The sequence below is a fragment of the Citrobacter sp. wls826 genome (assembly GCF_005281245.1).
GTDB classification, from domain to species: domain Bacteria; phylum Pseudomonadota; class Gammaproteobacteria; order Enterobacterales; family Enterobacteriaceae; genus Citrobacter; species Citrobacter braakii.
On sequence record NZ_SZWS01000063.1, the window covers coordinates 1 to 15,625 of the forward strand.

The 15,625-nt window shown below is 40.0% G+C and carries 15 protein-coding genes and 1 pseudogene; 5 read left to right on the forward strand and 11 right to left on the reverse strand.

Features of this window, described 5'->3' with window-relative positions; all coding sequences use genetic code 11:
* From FDW87_RS21100 to FDW87_RS19165, 3 genes and pseudogenes are all read left to right on the forward strand, one after another.
* Window positions 1-343, forward strand: a pseudogene (locus FDW87_RS21100) (relaxase); the annotation flags it as partial.
* Between the two features lie 253 nt (window positions 344-596).
* Window positions 597-875, forward strand: coding sequence for a hypothetical protein (locus FDW87_RS19160; protein ID WP_074458324.1), 279 nt, complete (start codon window positions 597-599; stop codon window positions 873-875).
* 22 nt (window positions 876-897) lie between these two features.
* Window positions 898-1,215, forward strand: coding sequence for a cell wall-binding protein (locus tag FDW87_RS19165; RefSeq protein WP_134710084.1), 318 nt, complete (start codon window positions 898-900; stop codon window positions 1,213-1,215).
* 53 nt (window positions 1,216-1,268) lie between these two features.
* Here FDW87_RS19165 and FDW87_RS19170 read toward each other — a convergent pair whose 3' ends face one another.
* The 7 genes from FDW87_RS19170 to FDW87_RS19200 form a co-directional block, all read right to left on the reverse strand.
* On the reverse strand, window positions 1,269-1,697 hold the full coding sequence (locus FDW87_RS19170) for a hypothetical protein (protein ID WP_071055692.1): 429 nt from the start codon (window positions 1,695-1,697) through the stop codon (window positions 1,269-1,271).
* Window positions 1,698-1,789: 92 nt separating this feature from the next.
* A complete protein-coding gene (locus FDW87_RS19175; RefSeq protein WP_137380069.1) occupies window positions 1,790-2,188 on the reverse strand; it encodes a hypothetical protein in 399 nt (132 codons plus the stop codon).
* A complete protein-coding gene (locus FDW87_RS19180; RefSeq protein WP_137380070.1) occupies window positions 2,169-3,830 on the reverse strand; it encodes a hypothetical protein in 1,662 nt (553 codons plus the stop codon). Before FDW87_RS19180 ends, FDW87_RS19175 begins: the two co-directional genes overlap by 20 nt.
* Entirely contained in the window at window positions 3,823-5,178 is a 1,356-nt protein-coding gene (locus tag FDW87_RS19185; RefSeq protein ID WP_137380071.1) for a tyrosine-type recombinase/integrase, read from the reverse strand. Before FDW87_RS19185 ends, FDW87_RS19180 begins: the two co-directional genes overlap by 8 nt.
* Complete coding sequence (locus FDW87_RS19190) at window positions 5,129-6,385, reverse strand: tyrosine-type recombinase/integrase (protein WP_071054524.1); 1,257 nt, start codon at window positions 6,383-6,385, stop codon at window positions 5,129-5,131. Before FDW87_RS19190 ends, FDW87_RS19185 begins: the two co-directional genes overlap by 50 nt.
* A 306-nt stretch (window positions 6,386-6,691) precedes the next feature.
* On the reverse strand, window positions 6,692-6,898 hold the full coding sequence (locus FDW87_RS19195; RefSeq protein WP_048295858.1) for an AlpA family transcriptional regulator: 207 nt from the start codon (window positions 6,896-6,898) through the stop codon (window positions 6,692-6,694).
* Between the two features lie 256 nt (window positions 6,899-7,154).
* On the reverse strand, window positions 7,155-8,000 hold the full coding sequence (locus tag FDW87_RS19200; RefSeq protein WP_048295361.1) for a DUF6387 family protein: 846 nt from the start codon (window positions 7,998-8,000) through the stop codon (window positions 7,155-7,157).
* Window positions 8,001-8,493: 493 nt separating this feature from the next.
* Here FDW87_RS19200 and FDW87_RS19205 point away from each other — a divergent pair, with 493 nt between their 5' ends.
* The gene (locus tag FDW87_RS19205) at window positions 8,494-8,676 is read left to right on the forward strand and encodes a hypothetical protein (RefSeq protein WP_049271027.1); all 183 of its coding nucleotides are present in this window, start codon (window positions 8,494-8,496) and stop codon (window positions 8,674-8,676) included.
* Between the two features lie 190 nt (window positions 8,677-8,866).
* Here FDW87_RS19205 and FDW87_RS19210 read toward each other — a convergent pair whose 3' ends face one another.
* Window positions 8,867-9,613 (reverse strand): SDR family NAD(P)-dependent oxidoreductase, encoded by a 747-nt coding sequence (locus FDW87_RS19210; protein ID WP_016157243.1) that lies wholly within the window; start codon window positions 9,611-9,613, stop codon window positions 8,867-8,869.
* 70 nt (window positions 9,614-9,683) lie between these two features.
* Window positions 9,684-10,373 (reverse strand): YafY family protein, encoded by a 690-nt coding sequence (locus FDW87_RS19215; RefSeq protein WP_049271025.1) that lies wholly within the window; start codon window positions 10,371-10,373, stop codon window positions 9,684-9,686.
* A gap of 455 nt (window positions 10,374-10,828) precedes the next feature.
* Here FDW87_RS19215 and FDW87_RS19220 point away from each other — a divergent pair, with 455 nt between their 5' ends.
* Complete coding sequence (locus FDW87_RS19220) at window positions 10,829-11,185, forward strand: hypothetical protein (protein WP_137380072.1); 357 nt, start codon at window positions 10,829-10,831, stop codon at window positions 11,183-11,185.
* Between the two features lie 58 nt (window positions 11,186-11,243).
* On the opposite strand, the gene FDW87_RS19225 is transcribed toward FDW87_RS19220, so the two are convergent.
* Complete coding sequence (locus FDW87_RS19225) at window positions 11,244-12,677, reverse strand: EAL domain-containing protein (RefSeq protein WP_137380073.1); 1,434 nt, start codon at window positions 12,675-12,677, stop codon at window positions 11,244-11,246.
* Window positions 12,678-12,793: 116 nt separating this feature from the next.
* A partial coding sequence (locus tag FDW87_RS23090; protein WP_252363257.1) for an autotransporter outer membrane beta-barrel domain-containing protein occupies window positions 12,794-15,625 on the reverse strand: 2,832 nt, incomplete at its 5' end.

Consider the following 15,625-nt stretch of genomic DNA (forward strand, 5'->3'; position numbering starts at 1 on the left):
TCCTGCTCCTGCTCCTGCTCCTGCTCCTGCTCCTGCTCCTGCTCCTGCTCCTGCAACGATTTTAAGGACAACTGAGAGAAGGGAAAGTATCGGTGGAAAAATTGCAGAACTGGAATTACGGCTCAGAGAAGACAAACGGAACGAAATCGTTGAAAAAATTCTTCAAAAGAATGCCGTCAAACAGCATAAGCATCTCAGGCTCATCGGCTGGATTCCATTTATCAGAAGGTTCATAGAGCTTCTGCGAAGCTATGGTAAGAGCATTCTTCATAAGACCCCTACAACCTTCTCAGAAGTCTATTCAACGCATCATCTGAAATTTTCAAGAAAAATTCGTTTATAGACAGCTATTTACAAATAGCTTCCGTAACCACACTCTATTCCGTAGTAATCAATTTGCATTTAGTCAAGAAAATATTGATCGTTAATACAGATCGATAATCTAGTTATGATAGACACAAACTATCAAGGAGCAATCATCGATCGGTACAAGTGATTTTACTAAAGATAATTATTAATCGAGAATCCCTGAAAAGAGCCTGATAATTTTTAAACAATTTGCAGTCTCAGGAACCTGTTTAATAAACGGAGTTTGTATGAATAACGAAACAATAAAGTGTCCATTTTGCTTCAAAGAGAGTCCTTTTGGAGTTCGTATCTGTACAGGGTGTCATTCATCTATTGCATATGGAGCCATTTCAGCTTGGTTAGCTGTACTGATAGGAATTGTGCTGTTAGCAATTGCTTTCTTCATATTTGCTATTAGTCAAAATTTTATATTAACCGTCGTAATCTATTTTGCGTTAGCAATTTCTTTAAGATTCTATTTACGCAAGAAATTTGCACACAGAGCAGTTTTCACACACCAACATTAATTTAGTATAAAAGGGATTAAACATGAAAGCATATGCTATGCTTACAATCATTCTTTCTACTTTCCTATTAACCGCATGTAATAGCGAACCCAGTCAAGATGATATCTACAATGCATTTAAGAGTGTTGTAGATAAAACAAATGCCAGTATGAAAGATTTTGATTCAAGAGTGTCAGAAAAAGACCTTTTAAAAATCGATTATGTTAAAAAAGTTAGCTGTTCCGAAGAAGCCAATAATGTTTACAACTGTATAGTAGATGCTTCTATTAGCAATATGAAACAAACAAAACCAGTTAAATTGGTGAAATCTGATGGTGTCTGGAAAGAGATACAACAATAAAAATTAAAAACTATCTGTTTTTAAAGCCCCTACCGTTAGGGGCTTTTTATTGTCTACAATCTAACACGATTAACACAAACGATCTCATGAATTATTTCTTTCTCTATGGCTCTCATTTCATATTGAGCTTTAAATGTTGCGTAGATCTCTTCCGCTCTTTCTTGATTGCTATCTATGTAGTTAACAAGAGAGTTTAGTTCACGAAGAACAGCTTCTTTATTGTATAACTGTCGCAACAGATTACTTGTAAGGGATTTATACACAGAACTAAACATCGTCATGATGTTGTCTATGTTTCTATTAGAACGTGTATATAACTGCCTGGGGTAAAAATACTTTAAGTGATAGCCAACGAACACCAAGTAGAGTTGATTAGAGAAACTTTTATCTCCGGGCTGGTATCGTTTCGAGATATACTTATCTACGATGACAACAAGCTGTTCTTCAAGTGTCGTTACTGAATTAAAATTGTTTTTGTCCATAAATTGCATCCTTGCAAAGTTTTTGTCTTCCTGACTGCATATACAAATACCATATTAACACCACCTGTCAATAGGTAAAACCTATCAATTGGTTATTTTCTTCCTCTATGCGTTATTTCTTCTTCGAGAATTGAGACAAGTATATTATGCCGGTAAGCATTCTCATGCATTTTCTTTATCATTAACAATAAATTATTATTCTCATGTTTTAATGCATTATTTTCATTTTCGAGCCTTTCAATTCTACTTGCAGCAAGACTTAAACTTCCTGGCAATTTTCTGTTTTGAGGTTTTACAGAACCAGCCCTCTTTCTTGTTTTGTATGCTACGACAATCTCAGTATGTTGACTCAGTGCTTGTCTGGTTGGAACTTTACCTAATATTTTTTTACAAGCCAAACATACAGCATCCCATGTAAAATTTGGCCTGTCCCAGTTTTCAATAATTTTAACAATAGATTTTATTTCTTTATCATAAAACTTCTTTGCCATTTTGCTTCTCCTTTTTGATTATATTTTCTAACATTAATCTAAATGTTTTTATTTTTTCAGATATTTTTTCTTGCCCTGAAAAGTCTAAATCTAAAATCTTCTTTTCAAGTTCTTTAAAATTACTTTCAAGATTTATTCTAAAATCAGAATCAATACTTTTTTTCTGATTCGAGATTGAACTGCCTTTATTAACATGAGTATTCAAAACCTTTCTTGATAGTTCAGTTAATTCATCGTGAGACATATGATCATACACAACATTATCCTTAATATTTCTTCTCCCTGACCAGTGAGCTATTTGCACCTGAGACAATGCACTCCGTTGAGCCATAGTGTTAAGCAAATGCCTTATTTGATGACTGTGAAAACGGAGATTGGCACTATCAATGTTAGAGTTGGCATGTCTTCTGAATATATTATTAACATTGCGAATGCTAAAATCAGATCTGAAATCATTGGAAATGGCATTCAATGAAGTGAAAATGTCAGTTCCTTTTATTGAATTTAGTTGATCTTTATTTATTGCTAATAAATTTCTATGTGTAATGCGGTTGTCTCGTTCGCTCGTAGCTTTCAATTCAGATTTTTTCCGCAACAGATAAACCCAGAATGCTTTGATGCTAATAACACCACTTTCAACACTTGACAGGAATATTTCATTCTCCTTTGAAATATCTTCTTTATTTATAACAAAACCAAGCTTATTGAGATCCTTAATTGTCAAAATTTCAAATGCACTTTTATTTAACCAACTATACAGATAGTCCTCCCCACTCTGTAAGAGATTAGATACAACCCTTGCATTATTAGTAAGTTTTCGTAATCGCACGATAGCTTCCTTTGCTATCGGAACCATTGATTCTGGTATCCATTTTGTGTTATACCCATAACCTTTTAATGAATAAAATCGCAGCCCATATCTGGGTATACCCTTCATATCTTTGACTACAACTTCGCAATCATCTTCTAAAAGCATAATTTCAGTTATTCTTGATGGAGCACATAAGAGCAAGGCAAAAATTGAAGATATAAAGATATCTCTTGTGTTGATAGGTTCTGAAGTAAAAATTCCCCCTACAAAATCTATAACCCTTTCGTCTGGTAGTTTTATTTGCTCTTGTTCTGATAACGAGTCGATTGAGCCTATTTGTTTACTTTTATTTATCTCATTTCTTTTAAATGGATAAGACCAGCGAACGATCCATGGAGGTAACATATTCCTTTTTGACATAAATGAACAAAATGATATTAAGTCAGAGTAAATTCTATAAACAGTTGACTCTGCAAAATTTTCATATGAAATAATTATGGCTTCATCTAAAATTTTATGATTTATATCATAAATATTAGCCTCTTTATTCACTCGTAAAAGAGCGACTTCTAATACTCTCAGTAATCTTATGTTCCTTAGAGCCTTAGGCAAATCATAAAAAAATTTATTCCATATATAAGCTTTGGCAAATTCTATAATATTTTTATTCATAAGCCTCTTTTTTTCATTGCTCTTATTAGCTTTTATTTCACTATAAAAAGTTATCCCCCTCCCCCAACTTGGATTTTCCCATTTGAAATCTTTATTGTTAGAAAGTTTTTTATTTTCAGAAATAAATTTATAAACGTTATCTTCATAATTATTATTCATTTATCACCTCGTAATTTATCAAGTCATTGAAGAGACTATCAATACCATCTTTTATTAGTAAGTTTATTGCACTATCAAAAGATATCGATTCACATTCAGATGCAAAAAAGTACTTATCTATAAGATCTTTTAAAAAAACCAACTCTCTTTCTGCCGAGTTTTTTTCTGTAAATTTTTTTGCTATTGGTTTTATAAACTCATTCATTGCTTCATTAATTTTTCTGCTGTTTTCAGCAGTGTTGTGTACATAACTCATTACAGAACTGGTTGAGCTATGATCAAGAATATTAGCTATCAATGATGGGCTATAACCCATCTGGGCTGCTTTTGTCCCTAATGTGTATCTAAATCTTCTTGAGTTAATCTCTCCAAAATCAATTTGGAGTTTCCCGATTGAACGATTTATTGTTCTTCTGATTTTTGTAGTTACCTGATATGAAGACAGTTTTAACTCTCCATTTTCAATCATGTCCAAACTTACTGTGTTGTTTTTGAAATGATATGTATTCAAAAAAATAGGGAGCTTGTTTTTTTGTTTTTCATTTAATTTAGTATTTAGTGTTTCACTTACAATAGATTTCACTGCATTAATGAGATAAGTTAGGTTTTCAAAAAGGTTTTGGGGTATTTGTACTTTACTAAACTGCTTTCTATAAGCTCCTCTTTGTTTAACTTTTGGAATATTGATATAAAAAACCCCATCGAGTTTGAAAAGATCCCCTGTCTCAAGTTGAGCAATCTGCATCGGTCTCCGACCTGTATATATTAAAAGGAGCAGCATAAGATAGTTAGATAAACTAATCCTCTCAACCTGATAAGCTCTTGCTGTTAACTCTAATATCTTTTTTATTTGAGTATCATTAAATGGACCTTTTTGATAATTATGTGTTTTTAAATACTTTCCTGATAATTTTTTGCTAATTTCAATTTCAGTAATAAATTCAACAGAGTTAGAAGATAACAACGAGGGGAAAAGAGTATGCATTTTCAAAAGTAAATATTTCATAGATTCAGTATGGGTATAGTCTAATGGGCTAACCTTGCCAAAATAAAATCTTATATTGTTAAATGCAAATAGACTCTCCACATTATCTGATAATTTTAGAAAATGCTTCATGGCATAAAACATTTTCTTTGTATAGCTTGCACTATAATTCATAGCAAAATAAGCCAAGGTCGTTTTAACATGTATAAAATTCTCACCCATAATTTTCAGAGAATCTAAATTCAACATTATACTTTCATTAATCTTCCACTTCGGGTTTGAAAATGTTATTTTGAAACCACCGTATTTAGTTTCAAAAACCGAATATTGATTTTCTTGTAGATTTCTGATAATTGGTAACATTCATAGACTCCTCATTCAAATGTTTTATTGGATTAATGATCGCCATTATTTTTTGACTTTCTTGAATTATAAATCTTCTATTATAAATATCTGAAGTATCACTTTCATTTTTCCAGCCCATTAGATAATTTCTTACCTTCTCATAAAATGCATAATTATCAGGATTGCAGTTTAAGATCATCATTTCTGAAAATTTAACATTCCATGTATGCCGTAATGCATGACCTACGAGATTTCTTAACTCATTACTGTTTTTCCTTATTTGCTCAAAAATTTTTTGATAACCTGAAATGGTCAATGGATACCCTAAATTACCATTAGAACTATGGGTAACGAGTAGATAGTCATGCTCAACTGCTTTAGATTGCTTTCTCCTAAAAGTGCTAATATATTCATGTACCAATTCAGTTAATTCAAAGCTTAAAGGGATTTGCCTTTCTAAAGTCTTGACAAGAGGCTGTCGCAGCCTTGGCTCATCTTTATTGTCAGGCCTTCTTACTATGCATAAATTTTTCTTCTTATAATTAAAATCAGCTATCTTCAGATTGAGTAATTCTCCTCCTCTCATACCAGTTTCAAGTAGAATCTTAATTATAAGATTATTGCGAAACCGTACATGTGGAGCATAAGGATTCGTCGCTGATTCTATACCCACTATGTTAAGCAAAGTATTTTCCTGGTCTTTACTTAATGCTTTTTCTTCGTTTTCAATGTTGTAGTTCTTCGCGTTTTCAATTCTTGGCTTTATAAAATCAAATGCTCTACAGATCGATTCATAGTTATTAGACTCATTGAAAGTTATTTTATCTATAAACCATTTAATATAATTCTCTATAGTTACTATCTTAAAGTATAAAGATTTTTCTGTGATATGCCTTTTCTTATTTATATCAATAACATTCCCTTGGCTCTTTTTGTATGACAGGTAATTCATTAAATCGTACAGATAACCATTCTCAGAGACAAGAACTTCCCAGTTTAAATGTAAAGAATTAAACAAAGATACTTTTTTTTCTGTATTGTATCTTTCAAACAATAGCAAAGAATTTGCTATTGACTCCATTGTTGAAAATGAATAGTTCTTTATGCGAAATACTACACTCATATATAGATTTGGATAAACCAATGGGATACCTGTATCAGCATTCACTATCATGCAGTTACGAACTCCATTTCCATCTTTTACTCTTTTTATTTTGTAATTCATAGCTTCTCCTATTTACAATTAATAATAAGTGAAACTAAATAAAGCATAATGATTATGCAATTTACAAATTTATTTTACATAAGTCTGAATCAATCTCTTTTGTATCAGTATATGTGAGAGAAATGCTCTAATATCCCTCTAGAGGGATATTAGAGTCCACTCTTTCCACTTTAAATACATAAGTAATTAATTAAAAAGAATTTGTACTCAATATGTAAATTGAATTGTAAATGGCAGATTTGCTTTTTTAGTTTTATATGCAAATACAGATTAAATTTTGCTTTTACATAAAGTAGTTTCTTTATGTTAAGAAACTTTTATTCTGCTTCCTTCGATTGCTGATTGAATCCATTCTTCTATCTCATTTTCAACAAAAGCCACTGCCCGTAAACCAATTTTGATAGGAGTAGGAAAACGCTTTTCGCTGATAAGTCTATAAATCCATGCTTTGCTGAATCCAGTACGTTTTTGCACTTCTGGCAGACGGATAAGACGGGTTGTTTGATTATTCATTATAAGTTCCTCATGCTTCGTCGTTTCGATGGAGTCACTATACAAACGGTTGTTGAGAAAAAGGAGAGAGATTCCAGAGTCGAAAATTATTGATGTTCGTATCCACTGAAACAGAGGAAATTCAGGCACCATGAATCTCCTCCTTTTTTTGACATGAGGACACTCTTGGCTATAACCCTATGTTTTACATATGATATTTAGAATGTAACATTATAAAAAAAGGCACCATCACTGATGCCTTTTGCGGTATCTTAATCTAATCTACAAGTTTTATTACGTCAGATACTTTCACATCTTTTAGATGGCTATTCTTGTTCATGAAAAAATGCAATTGCCTGATAAAATCAATAGTAGAAGCTTTTAGAGCGAGAGGTCTGTCAGTATCTTTGATTTGCTGTGGCAACCTCATTTCAGTTTCTTCGTCTTCATCGGTGTAGAGCAGTCTTGATAATCTGTCATCGGAAATACGAACCTTTTTTATCTTTGCCCATATGAGAATGTCCAGCATAGGTATGATCCGATAATTGATTAGTTTCTTGATGGTACCATAACCAAAACGAACAGATTCAAGCGGGTTTTCTTCTATTCCTTTAAACTTTCGCCACTGGGGAAGTGCAGATTTGAGAGACTCTGCGATTTCTTCATCTGTACCACTTGCCAGGTCAATTTCGAACATGACCGTTCGTGTGAATTCATCAGGCATACTCTCAGAGACAGGCTTTTCTTCAAACTCCTTATTTACTACATATCCGTAATCACCATCCCAGTAGAACATACCCCTTTTCATGGAGAGAATGCTCAAACGGGCAATTTCATCTGTAGTAGTCAGCAAGAAGTGTGGAGGTTGAAAAAGATTGTCCTTCTGAGTCATGTATCCCAACCTTTCTTCTTCAATCAAGAAAGGGTTACCGCTGAAAATTTTTTCGAAATATTCCATTGCAGCTTGGTTTTCATAATCCCTGCGATATGATTTGAAAAAGATAGTTCTGGCCCACAACTCATGATAGAACCTTATCAAGGTTAGCTCTTCAAAACCCCAGTAAGTCTCAATGTTAAACCAGCACTTGATGTCCTTCGTATGTTCTGGTGTCCAATTTTTCAAATTTCATTCTCCTACCTTTACCTTATGCGGGAACTTCCTGCGGATAGAATCGAACTATTGAGAAAAGTTACCGCATTCACCCAAACATGAAAAGCGCAACGGACCTTAACTATGAGTTCAGTTACTGACAGGGAGTTGAACTGAAGATTTTTTATCTTTTTGATACAATCTGCTCATCGCGAGGACTCATACTAATAGCATTAAGATTTATGGTTCCTTTTTAGAACCATACGTAAAATAAATAGTTAAAAGAACCATATAAATCAATTTAATAAATGGTTAATTACAGGGACGCCAGCACCAAAATTCTCCATCGGTGATTACCAGAGTCATCCGATGAAGTCCTAAGAGCCCGCACGGCGCAAGCCCTGCGGGCTTTTTTGTGCTCTCAATTTGTCCCGCGAAGTCCGAAGAGAACTAATTAAATCCGAACCTTTTAGGCACCTTGTTAGGCACCTCATAAAGCTTTATTGTTTTTGAGGTGCCTAAAACTATGGAAACCCGGCAATGGCAAGACAAACCAAACCTCTATCCGTTAAAGAAATCGAATCCGCCAAACATAATCAATGTAGCCGCCTCACGCGCCAAGAAAAACCTGTATGTGGTCGGCTCGGCTGCAGCTTGGGAGGGAACCGGCCTGCAGGTCCTGCAGCGACAACTGGCAGAATCAGCGTGACAATCTCCGAGGTGACCCTCACGTAACGGACCGGCCACTACGTGCCAGCAGCGGAAGTTATTAATAGCATGATGAATGGACCAATGGAGAGCCGATCATCTATACTCTTGTTAATCCAGACCGGAAATATTGTTATCACTAGCCCTACAACACAAGAGTTAACCCTATATTCTGACGCTATAGAGGAGTTTTACTCTGCTAAATAACCACCATCGATTGGATATACTCCTCCGGTACAGAACCCTGAATTGTCTGACAGCAAAAACAGAATGAAGTCTGCTATTTCTTGCATTTTTGCCATCCTTTTCATAGGGTGGCTATTTGCGAAACTACGTACGATATTTTCTGGAAATTCACTCATTCGTGGGGTTTGGACATAGCCCGGAGCGACTGCATTGATTCGAATGCCTTGACATGCAAACTCTAGCGCTGCGGTTTTGGTTAAACCGATTATACCATGCTTAGCCACGGTGTAAGGTGCTAATCCAGGAATGCCAACCAGACCATTTACTGCAGATAAATTAACTATAGAGCCACCAAATTTCATCATCTCAGGTATTTCATATTTTAGGCAGTAAAAAACGCCGCTCAATGAGGTGGCAATAACCTTATCCCAGTTTTCAACCGTCTGCTCGGTTATGTTTTTACCATGTTCACCTGTTAAGCCTGCGTTATTTACAGCACAATCAAGTCTGCCGAAATTTTTGATAACTTCATCTATCATTTGCCGTACTTGTTCGGGCTGTGACACATCACATCCGATCCCCAGCGCTTGTTGTCCCTGTGAAGATAATCGTTTCGCTTTTTGTTTAGCCTGCTCTGACGAGCGGGAGACAATAACGACCTTAGCTCCATGTTTGTGTAATTGCTCTGCGACTGCCTCACCTATACCTGCAGTACTTCCTGTTATGACAGCAACTTTATTCTGGAAATTCATAATTCACCCTATGAAGTCGAATTGAGTCTTTCATCTGGGTTAGTATACAAATTAGCTGTGACAGTTTTTGTCAGTACTCTTTCTCCTCGCTGATTCCTTCTTTTATTCTCCATTTTTTCAATAAAACTGTCCTGCTTTCTCTATATATGGAACCCAGTTGTACTATCTCTTCAATTTTGTCAGTTCTAAAATGACGAAAATCATTTCTCATCTCACACCATGCAACCAAAAGCCAGCATGACTCCATATATACCAATCCGATGGGCCATATGACTCGAGAAGAGTAAGTATCTTTCTTGTCACAATACTTTATTTTGATTCTCTTGCGCTTTTTAATAGCATTGCGGATGTCTTCAAAAAACACCTCATTATTTTCTGAAGGGCCGATCAGATAAGATTGACTCTCAATAAGATTTTTTAATTCACCGGGAATGACAGCGTGGATTTTGGCAAGTGCATTCCTTGCGGTATTTTTAAAATCATAATCCGTATTATGAGATACCCAATTTAACCCAAGCGTAATAGCATTGATTTCTTCATGAGAAAGGTTTAAGGGTGGCAAATGAAAGTCAGACTTAATGATATAACCAATTCCAGCACCACCTTCAATGCACACGCCTTGATGCTGTAGCGTTTTTATATCTCTGTAAAGGGAGCGCACACTTATTCCTAATCTTTCAGAGAGAGTGGATGCAGTGATCGGATATCTTTGCGCCCTTAATATCTGTAGTAGTTCGAGAAGCCTTTCTGTTCTGGTCATGTTGATAAATCCATCTTGATTCTGAGACAAAATCTTAAAGCATCTGTTCGATAAGCATCTTAGTACAAAGTAAGCGTACACGCTTAAGTTGAACTTCCCCCTGGATTAAGGATAGCGTGGCATCAACCCGTGAACTCACACCTCATAGAAGACCTTTAGCCCAGTTAGCCTGTCCGCTGTATGCCAGAGACGCTCTAAAAGTTGATGGTTCATTTTGCAGGGAGACTTACACATACTTAATATATCCATGCTTAATAACGACAATTAATTATTATTTAACCTAACACTGAGTGCGGCTTTTTGACCCACCACAAAATTACCGTATTGATCGCTCACAGCAGCACAAAATGGACAAATACCGTCATCAGCACTTACAGTTTTTTCCTAAAGCCAGCGCTTCGTTCGTGTGCCATGCTTAATCACGCTAATAACTTATAACGCTAAGCGAGGATATTATGAAAAAGACAATTATCGCATTATCTGCAATTCTGCTGGCTTCTCCCGTTATTGCCGCGACGACACACGCAACTGATAATGATGTAGCCGCCGCGCACGAAAATGCCAATACCGCAAAAGAAAAACTGCATCAGGCGCAGAATCAGGGCGAAGAGCAACAGTTAAAAGCAAAACATGCTGCTGAAGGTAAACAAGATGACCTGAACAGTAAAGTGAGTGAAGGCTCACAAAAAGCCTGGAATACAACCAAAGAAGGTACTGAAAAAGGTTGGAATGCAACAAAAGAAGGTACCGAGAAAGGCTGGAATAAGACCAAAGAAGGTGCTGCCTCCGTTGAGAAAAAAGTCAGCGAGTAATCTTCCAGCCATTCAATAATAAAAAGCCGCTTTCGCGGTTTTTTATTATTAGCAATCCTTATAATAAACGTAGAAACGCATTAAAGGGTATTGGTTTACTGAACAGATACCCCTGCCCAAAGCTAACGTTAATCCGTCGCAGCCTCTCCATTTGTTCTTCACTTTCTATTCCTTCCGCCACCAGTGGGATCCTGGCCAGTTCAGACAGGTGAACAATATTGCTGATGATAGTATCACTCACGCCGCCTTTACCCAGTGAGTCGATAAACATCTTATCAACTTTCAAGAACCGCGGCGAAATGCGTTGCAGCGCAGCATAGTTAGAATATCCGGTCCCAAAATCATCCAGGGCTAGCGCAGCGCCTGCCTCTTTCAGGCGCCTCAGAACACTTTCACGGATCAGATTCTGCTGCCGTTCGGTGATTTCCAGCATTACGCCAATATGAAACAAGTTCATCCGCTGAATAAAGGCGATAGTGGCATCGGTAAATTCATGATCCTCCAGTGAAAGTGGAGGTACGTTAATACCGATATGAAATGGTATATCACACTGAGCCCTAAGGCACCGCATATCAACCTCTACCTGCGTCAACAATTTCAGCGTCAGCACATTGATCAAGCCGCTATGTTCAGCCGTGTGGATAAATTCGTTAGGGGGAATAATTCCCTGCTCAGGGTGATTCCAGCGAACAAGGACTTCAGCCCCGACGATTTTTCCGCAAGCGAGTTCAACGACGGGCTGATAAAACGGAATAAATTCATCATTATTAATCGCACGCTGCAGTATTTTTATCGGTGATATCCGCTGCGCCCGGCGTAAGTGGAAATATAACAGCAAAGACAGAACCACAAATAAAATAAGAAGATAATGATTATCCCGCACATAATCCGCAATGCCATCCTGTGAATCCGTCACAATCCAGAAAGGATAGTTTTGCGAGGCCATCTGCACGAAAGGATGTTTTTCTGGATACAATAAAAAATGCACATCAATTTTTTCTTTACGGGCAAAATCCATAAGAATTTTATCGATCGCCGCTTTATATACTGCAACAGCCACCACCTGCCCCTGAAACGGAAAATAGATTATATACATCTCCGTGTTCAGCCGATAAATCTGTTCAATCATCAGTGAATGTGTGGTCGTTCCATTGGAAATAATCCCCGGCGATTCTCGACCTTCAAGAGAAGAGCAGTTCCACTCACCGTTCCTGATGAAACTGACTGAACGAATCTTCTCGCCAGACGCCGTAAGAAGACGCAATTTTCGTAGCAGATCGTCAGTGCAATTCTCTTGTATATGTGCGCTGGCTAACACAGCCAGTGTATTTACGTCGTCAAATATCGTATCGATTTCTTCGACCAGACTATTTATCGCGTGTTCTCTGACAAGTTGTCCCTCTCTATCCCATTGCTGCCATGAAGTCAGCACACCGGCCAGAAGAAAAAGCAACACCAGCATGATGGGTGTGATTTTCTTGGTTACAGACATGATTAACTCGTGTTGTTGAACAGAGCACCCCGAAGGACGCTTTTTGAGATTATTTCAGGAGGAAATGGCCAGACTGACATGCGCCAGTCTGGCTGAACTTGCCCGGTAGAATCAGCTTAGAAGTTCCATTTCACACCTACCATCGCAGCGCTGTCGTTATACCCTTTGTCGCCAGCCTGAACCCCGATATTGCCCCACAGATTAAGACGAGGACTTACCTGTCCCTCCACACCCACTTTTACCTCGGCAATATTTTTCGCTCCATCCTGGCGCACATTCACGCCATCCATGGTCGTACTGAAATCGCGTGAATTGTGCAGCCAGTTCAGCTCGGCAAACGGCTGGAATTCACGCTCTTTAGCGTTATCCATCTGGTGATGGCTCTTAATCCAGGTTTTCAGGCCCAGTCTGGTCTGCACATTACCATTACCGTTGCTGGTGATACGGGTACCGTTACTTTCACGATGGTCGTTCGCCTTCACTCCCATCCAGACTGCCTGCGCCTGAGGTTGTATGTACCATTCGTTCAGCGTTCCGTGACTGCCGGCAAACTCGCCCATTTTTTGGGCATATCCCATTTCCAGCGAAGCGGTAACCCCTTTCGATTTGTACGATTCGCCTTGCAGGTCATCGCCTTTAACATTGTTATCAAACCAGCTGTACTGAGCCCAGCTGTCCAGCCAGGCGCCGTTATGCGACGCATCATTGGCATACCACGTGGCATAAACGCCGGTGCTGTAGCCATTCACTGAGCCTTTTGAACGATAGCCCGTGCGTGAAGACTGGGTATTGCTGTGATCGTTACCGTAGCCCGCCATCACGCCAAGGTGCCAGCGATCAAGCCCACTCTGGCTCCATTGCGCAATGTCGCCCCCCAGTTGCAATACGTAACGGTTGCTCTGGGTTTTCAACTGGCCGCTACCGTCACGCCAGTTGTTGTGCCCACCGACGTGGCGCATCCACATGCTGGTGACTTTCTGCTCGCCGGTGAGGGCATCGATATACTGCGTTTCGCCCAGACGATCGTGCAAACGGGTGACGAACATGTTGTTGGCTGCCGCCAGGTTAGCCGTGTAGCTGCCGCCTTCCGGACGCAGATCTTTATCGGGATCTGGATCCGGGTTTGGCTGCGGATCGGGGTTGGTTTTACCGCTGGTCAGATACCAGTTGCCGCTGTTTTCATCCTGACCACGTCCAAGGCTGTAGTCATATGCCCCCGCCACAATACGGCCAGCCTGAATAAACTCACCGTCCGATACGCCATCAACATGGATAACTTCGATACCATCAATCGTTGCAGCACCTTTCCCACCGGCGTTAGTGACGCTGACAGAAGTAGTGCCACTGGTATCACCTTTCACCACCAGCTTATCCGTAACGGAATTGTCATCCCCCAGCGCAGTGTTTAAGGAAAGATGACCATCATTACCCGTGTAATTGCCATTGACCACCAGTTGATTACCGGCCTGCTGACCATTCACACCGGTTGCGAGGATACCGCTGTTAACCAGGTTTCCCTCTACAGTGAACAGGAGGTTGTCACCGGTCCCGGTACCCACCTGCAGCACACCGGCGTTATTCACATTACCTGCGACGCCCCCTACGCCCGAGAGCATCCCCGCCGTAGCAATGTTGACCTCGGTACTGGCAAGCGTGACTGGAGATGTGCCGTCACCCAGAACCAGGCCGCCCTGCTCAATATCCGTTTTCCCCGTCCAGGCGGCGTTATCACCGACAGTAATGGATCCGGCTCCCAGCTTGGTCACGTCGCCGCTACCATAAACGTCGTTATTAAGCTGCCAGGCGGTATTACTGTCCAGCACCAGTGAACCGCTATTGCGCACCTCTGCGCTGCCCAGATTTTCTGCGGTGAACGCGGTGAGCCGGGAATCCGCATCAATAGCAAATTGGCCCGTAAAGGCACTATTATTGCCCACCAGCGCGACATCACTTTCGGTAAGTTCAATCCGTCCGGCATCGCTGATGCTGTTGTAAAGCACACCTGCCGCCTTATTCATCGTCAGCGTTCCCGCCGCCACAATATCGCCCGTGCCGAGACCCAGCGTCGTGTTCATCAGCACGCGCGCACCTTCTGCAATGGTCGTTTTTGCCGTCAGCGTGCTGTTTTCACCGGTGATGGTCAGCGTATCGCCATTGATGTTTAGCGTGCCGCTTCCGGTCAATATTCCATCGGCTGTTCCGCCCTGCTCCAGGGTCAGGCTACCGCCATTGATGTTCAGCAGTGAGTCAGCCCCCGCCGTCAGCTTACCGACAGTCTGGCTATGACCATTCATGTCAAAACCGGTATCGGCGGCCAGACGTAGTTCACCGGTCTGTCCCAGTACATTATCGTTTTTCATCAGCAGGTTGCCGCTGCGCACATCGGTGATACCGGTGTAATCGTTATCCATATTCGATAGCGATACCGTCTGGCCTTTGGCGCTGTCAAACGCCAGATCGCCACTGCCAGTCACGCGAGCGCTCAGATCTGCGGCATTACCGGTTTTTCCGTTCGCATCCAGGACCAGTGCATTGTCTCCGGATGCGAGCAGTTCGACTTGTGTCAGACCATAGCTAATGTACAGTCCATCATCGTTATCCCCTCCGGTGAGGCGATAATCATAGGTTCCATTCGCAACAATCTCGCCATTTTGGCTGATGCCGGCTTCAACCCCATCGCTGATGATATTGCCATTGCTATCGGTCAGCGTCAGATTGCCCGCACCGCCGGTGACGGAAGAATCAGATGTTGCCAGTTGAATCAGGGACTGCGCATCGTCCTGCTCAAGAAGTGATAGCGTGGTATCAGCCAGCGGACGATCGTTCGTAATCGTGCCGGTATCAACCTGCACGGTTCCGCGTCCGGAGAGATCCATCGCGCCAGCATGAATTGTTCCTTCGGAACTGCTCTGCCCCGGCGTCACCCCGTCAAAGCTGACGGTGCCGCC

Excerpts from the sequence above, each read along its gene's own strand:
- FDW87_RS19160 (WP_074458324.1), top strand. The coding sequence starts at position 597 with ATGAATAACGAAACAATAAAGTGTCCATTTTGCTTCAAAGAGAGTCCT.
- FDW87_RS19165 (WP_134710084.1), top strand. The coding sequence starts at position 898 with ATGAAAGCATATGCTATGCTTACAATCATTCTTTCTACTTTCCTATTA.
- FDW87_RS19170 (WP_071055692.1), bottom strand. The coding sequence starts at position 1,697 with ATGGACAAAAACAATTTTAATTCAGTAACGACACTTGAAGAACAGCTT.
- FDW87_RS19175 (WP_137380069.1), bottom strand. The coding sequence starts at position 2,188 with ATGGCAAAGAAGTTTTATGATAAAGAAATAAAATCTATTGTTAAAATT.
- FDW87_RS19180 (WP_137380070.1), bottom strand. The coding sequence starts at position 3,830 with ATGAATAATAATTATGAAGATAACGTTTATAAATTTATTTCTGAAAAT.
- FDW87_RS19185 (WP_137380071.1), bottom strand. The coding sequence starts at position 5,178 with ATGTTACCAATTATCAGAAATCTACAAGAAAATCAATATTCGGTTTTT.
- FDW87_RS19190 (WP_071054524.1), bottom strand. The coding sequence starts at position 6,385 with ATGAATTACAAAATAAAAAGAGTAAAAGATGGAAATGGAGTTCGTAAC.
- FDW87_RS19195 (WP_048295858.1), bottom strand. The coding sequence starts at position 6,898 with ATGAATAATCAAACAACCCGTCTTATCCGTCTGCCAGAAGTGCAAAAA.
- FDW87_RS19205 (WP_049271027.1), top strand. The coding sequence starts at position 8,494 with ATGGAAACCCGGCAATGGCAAGACAAACCAAACCTCTATCCGTTAAAG.
- FDW87_RS19210 (WP_016157243.1), bottom strand. The coding sequence starts at position 9,613 with ATGAATTTCCAGAATAAAGTTGCTGTCATAACAGGAAGTACTGCAGGT.
- FDW87_RS19215 (WP_049271025.1), bottom strand. The coding sequence starts at position 10,373 with ATGACCAGAACAGAAAGGCTTCTCGAACTACTACAGATATTAAGGGCG.
- FDW87_RS19220 (WP_137380072.1), top strand. The coding sequence starts at position 10,829 with ATGAAAAAGACAATTATCGCATTATCTGCAATTCTGCTGGCTTCTCCC.
- FDW87_RS19225 (WP_137380073.1), bottom strand. The coding sequence starts at position 12,677 with ATGTCTGTAACCAAGAAAATCACACCCATCATGCTGGTGTTGCTTTTT.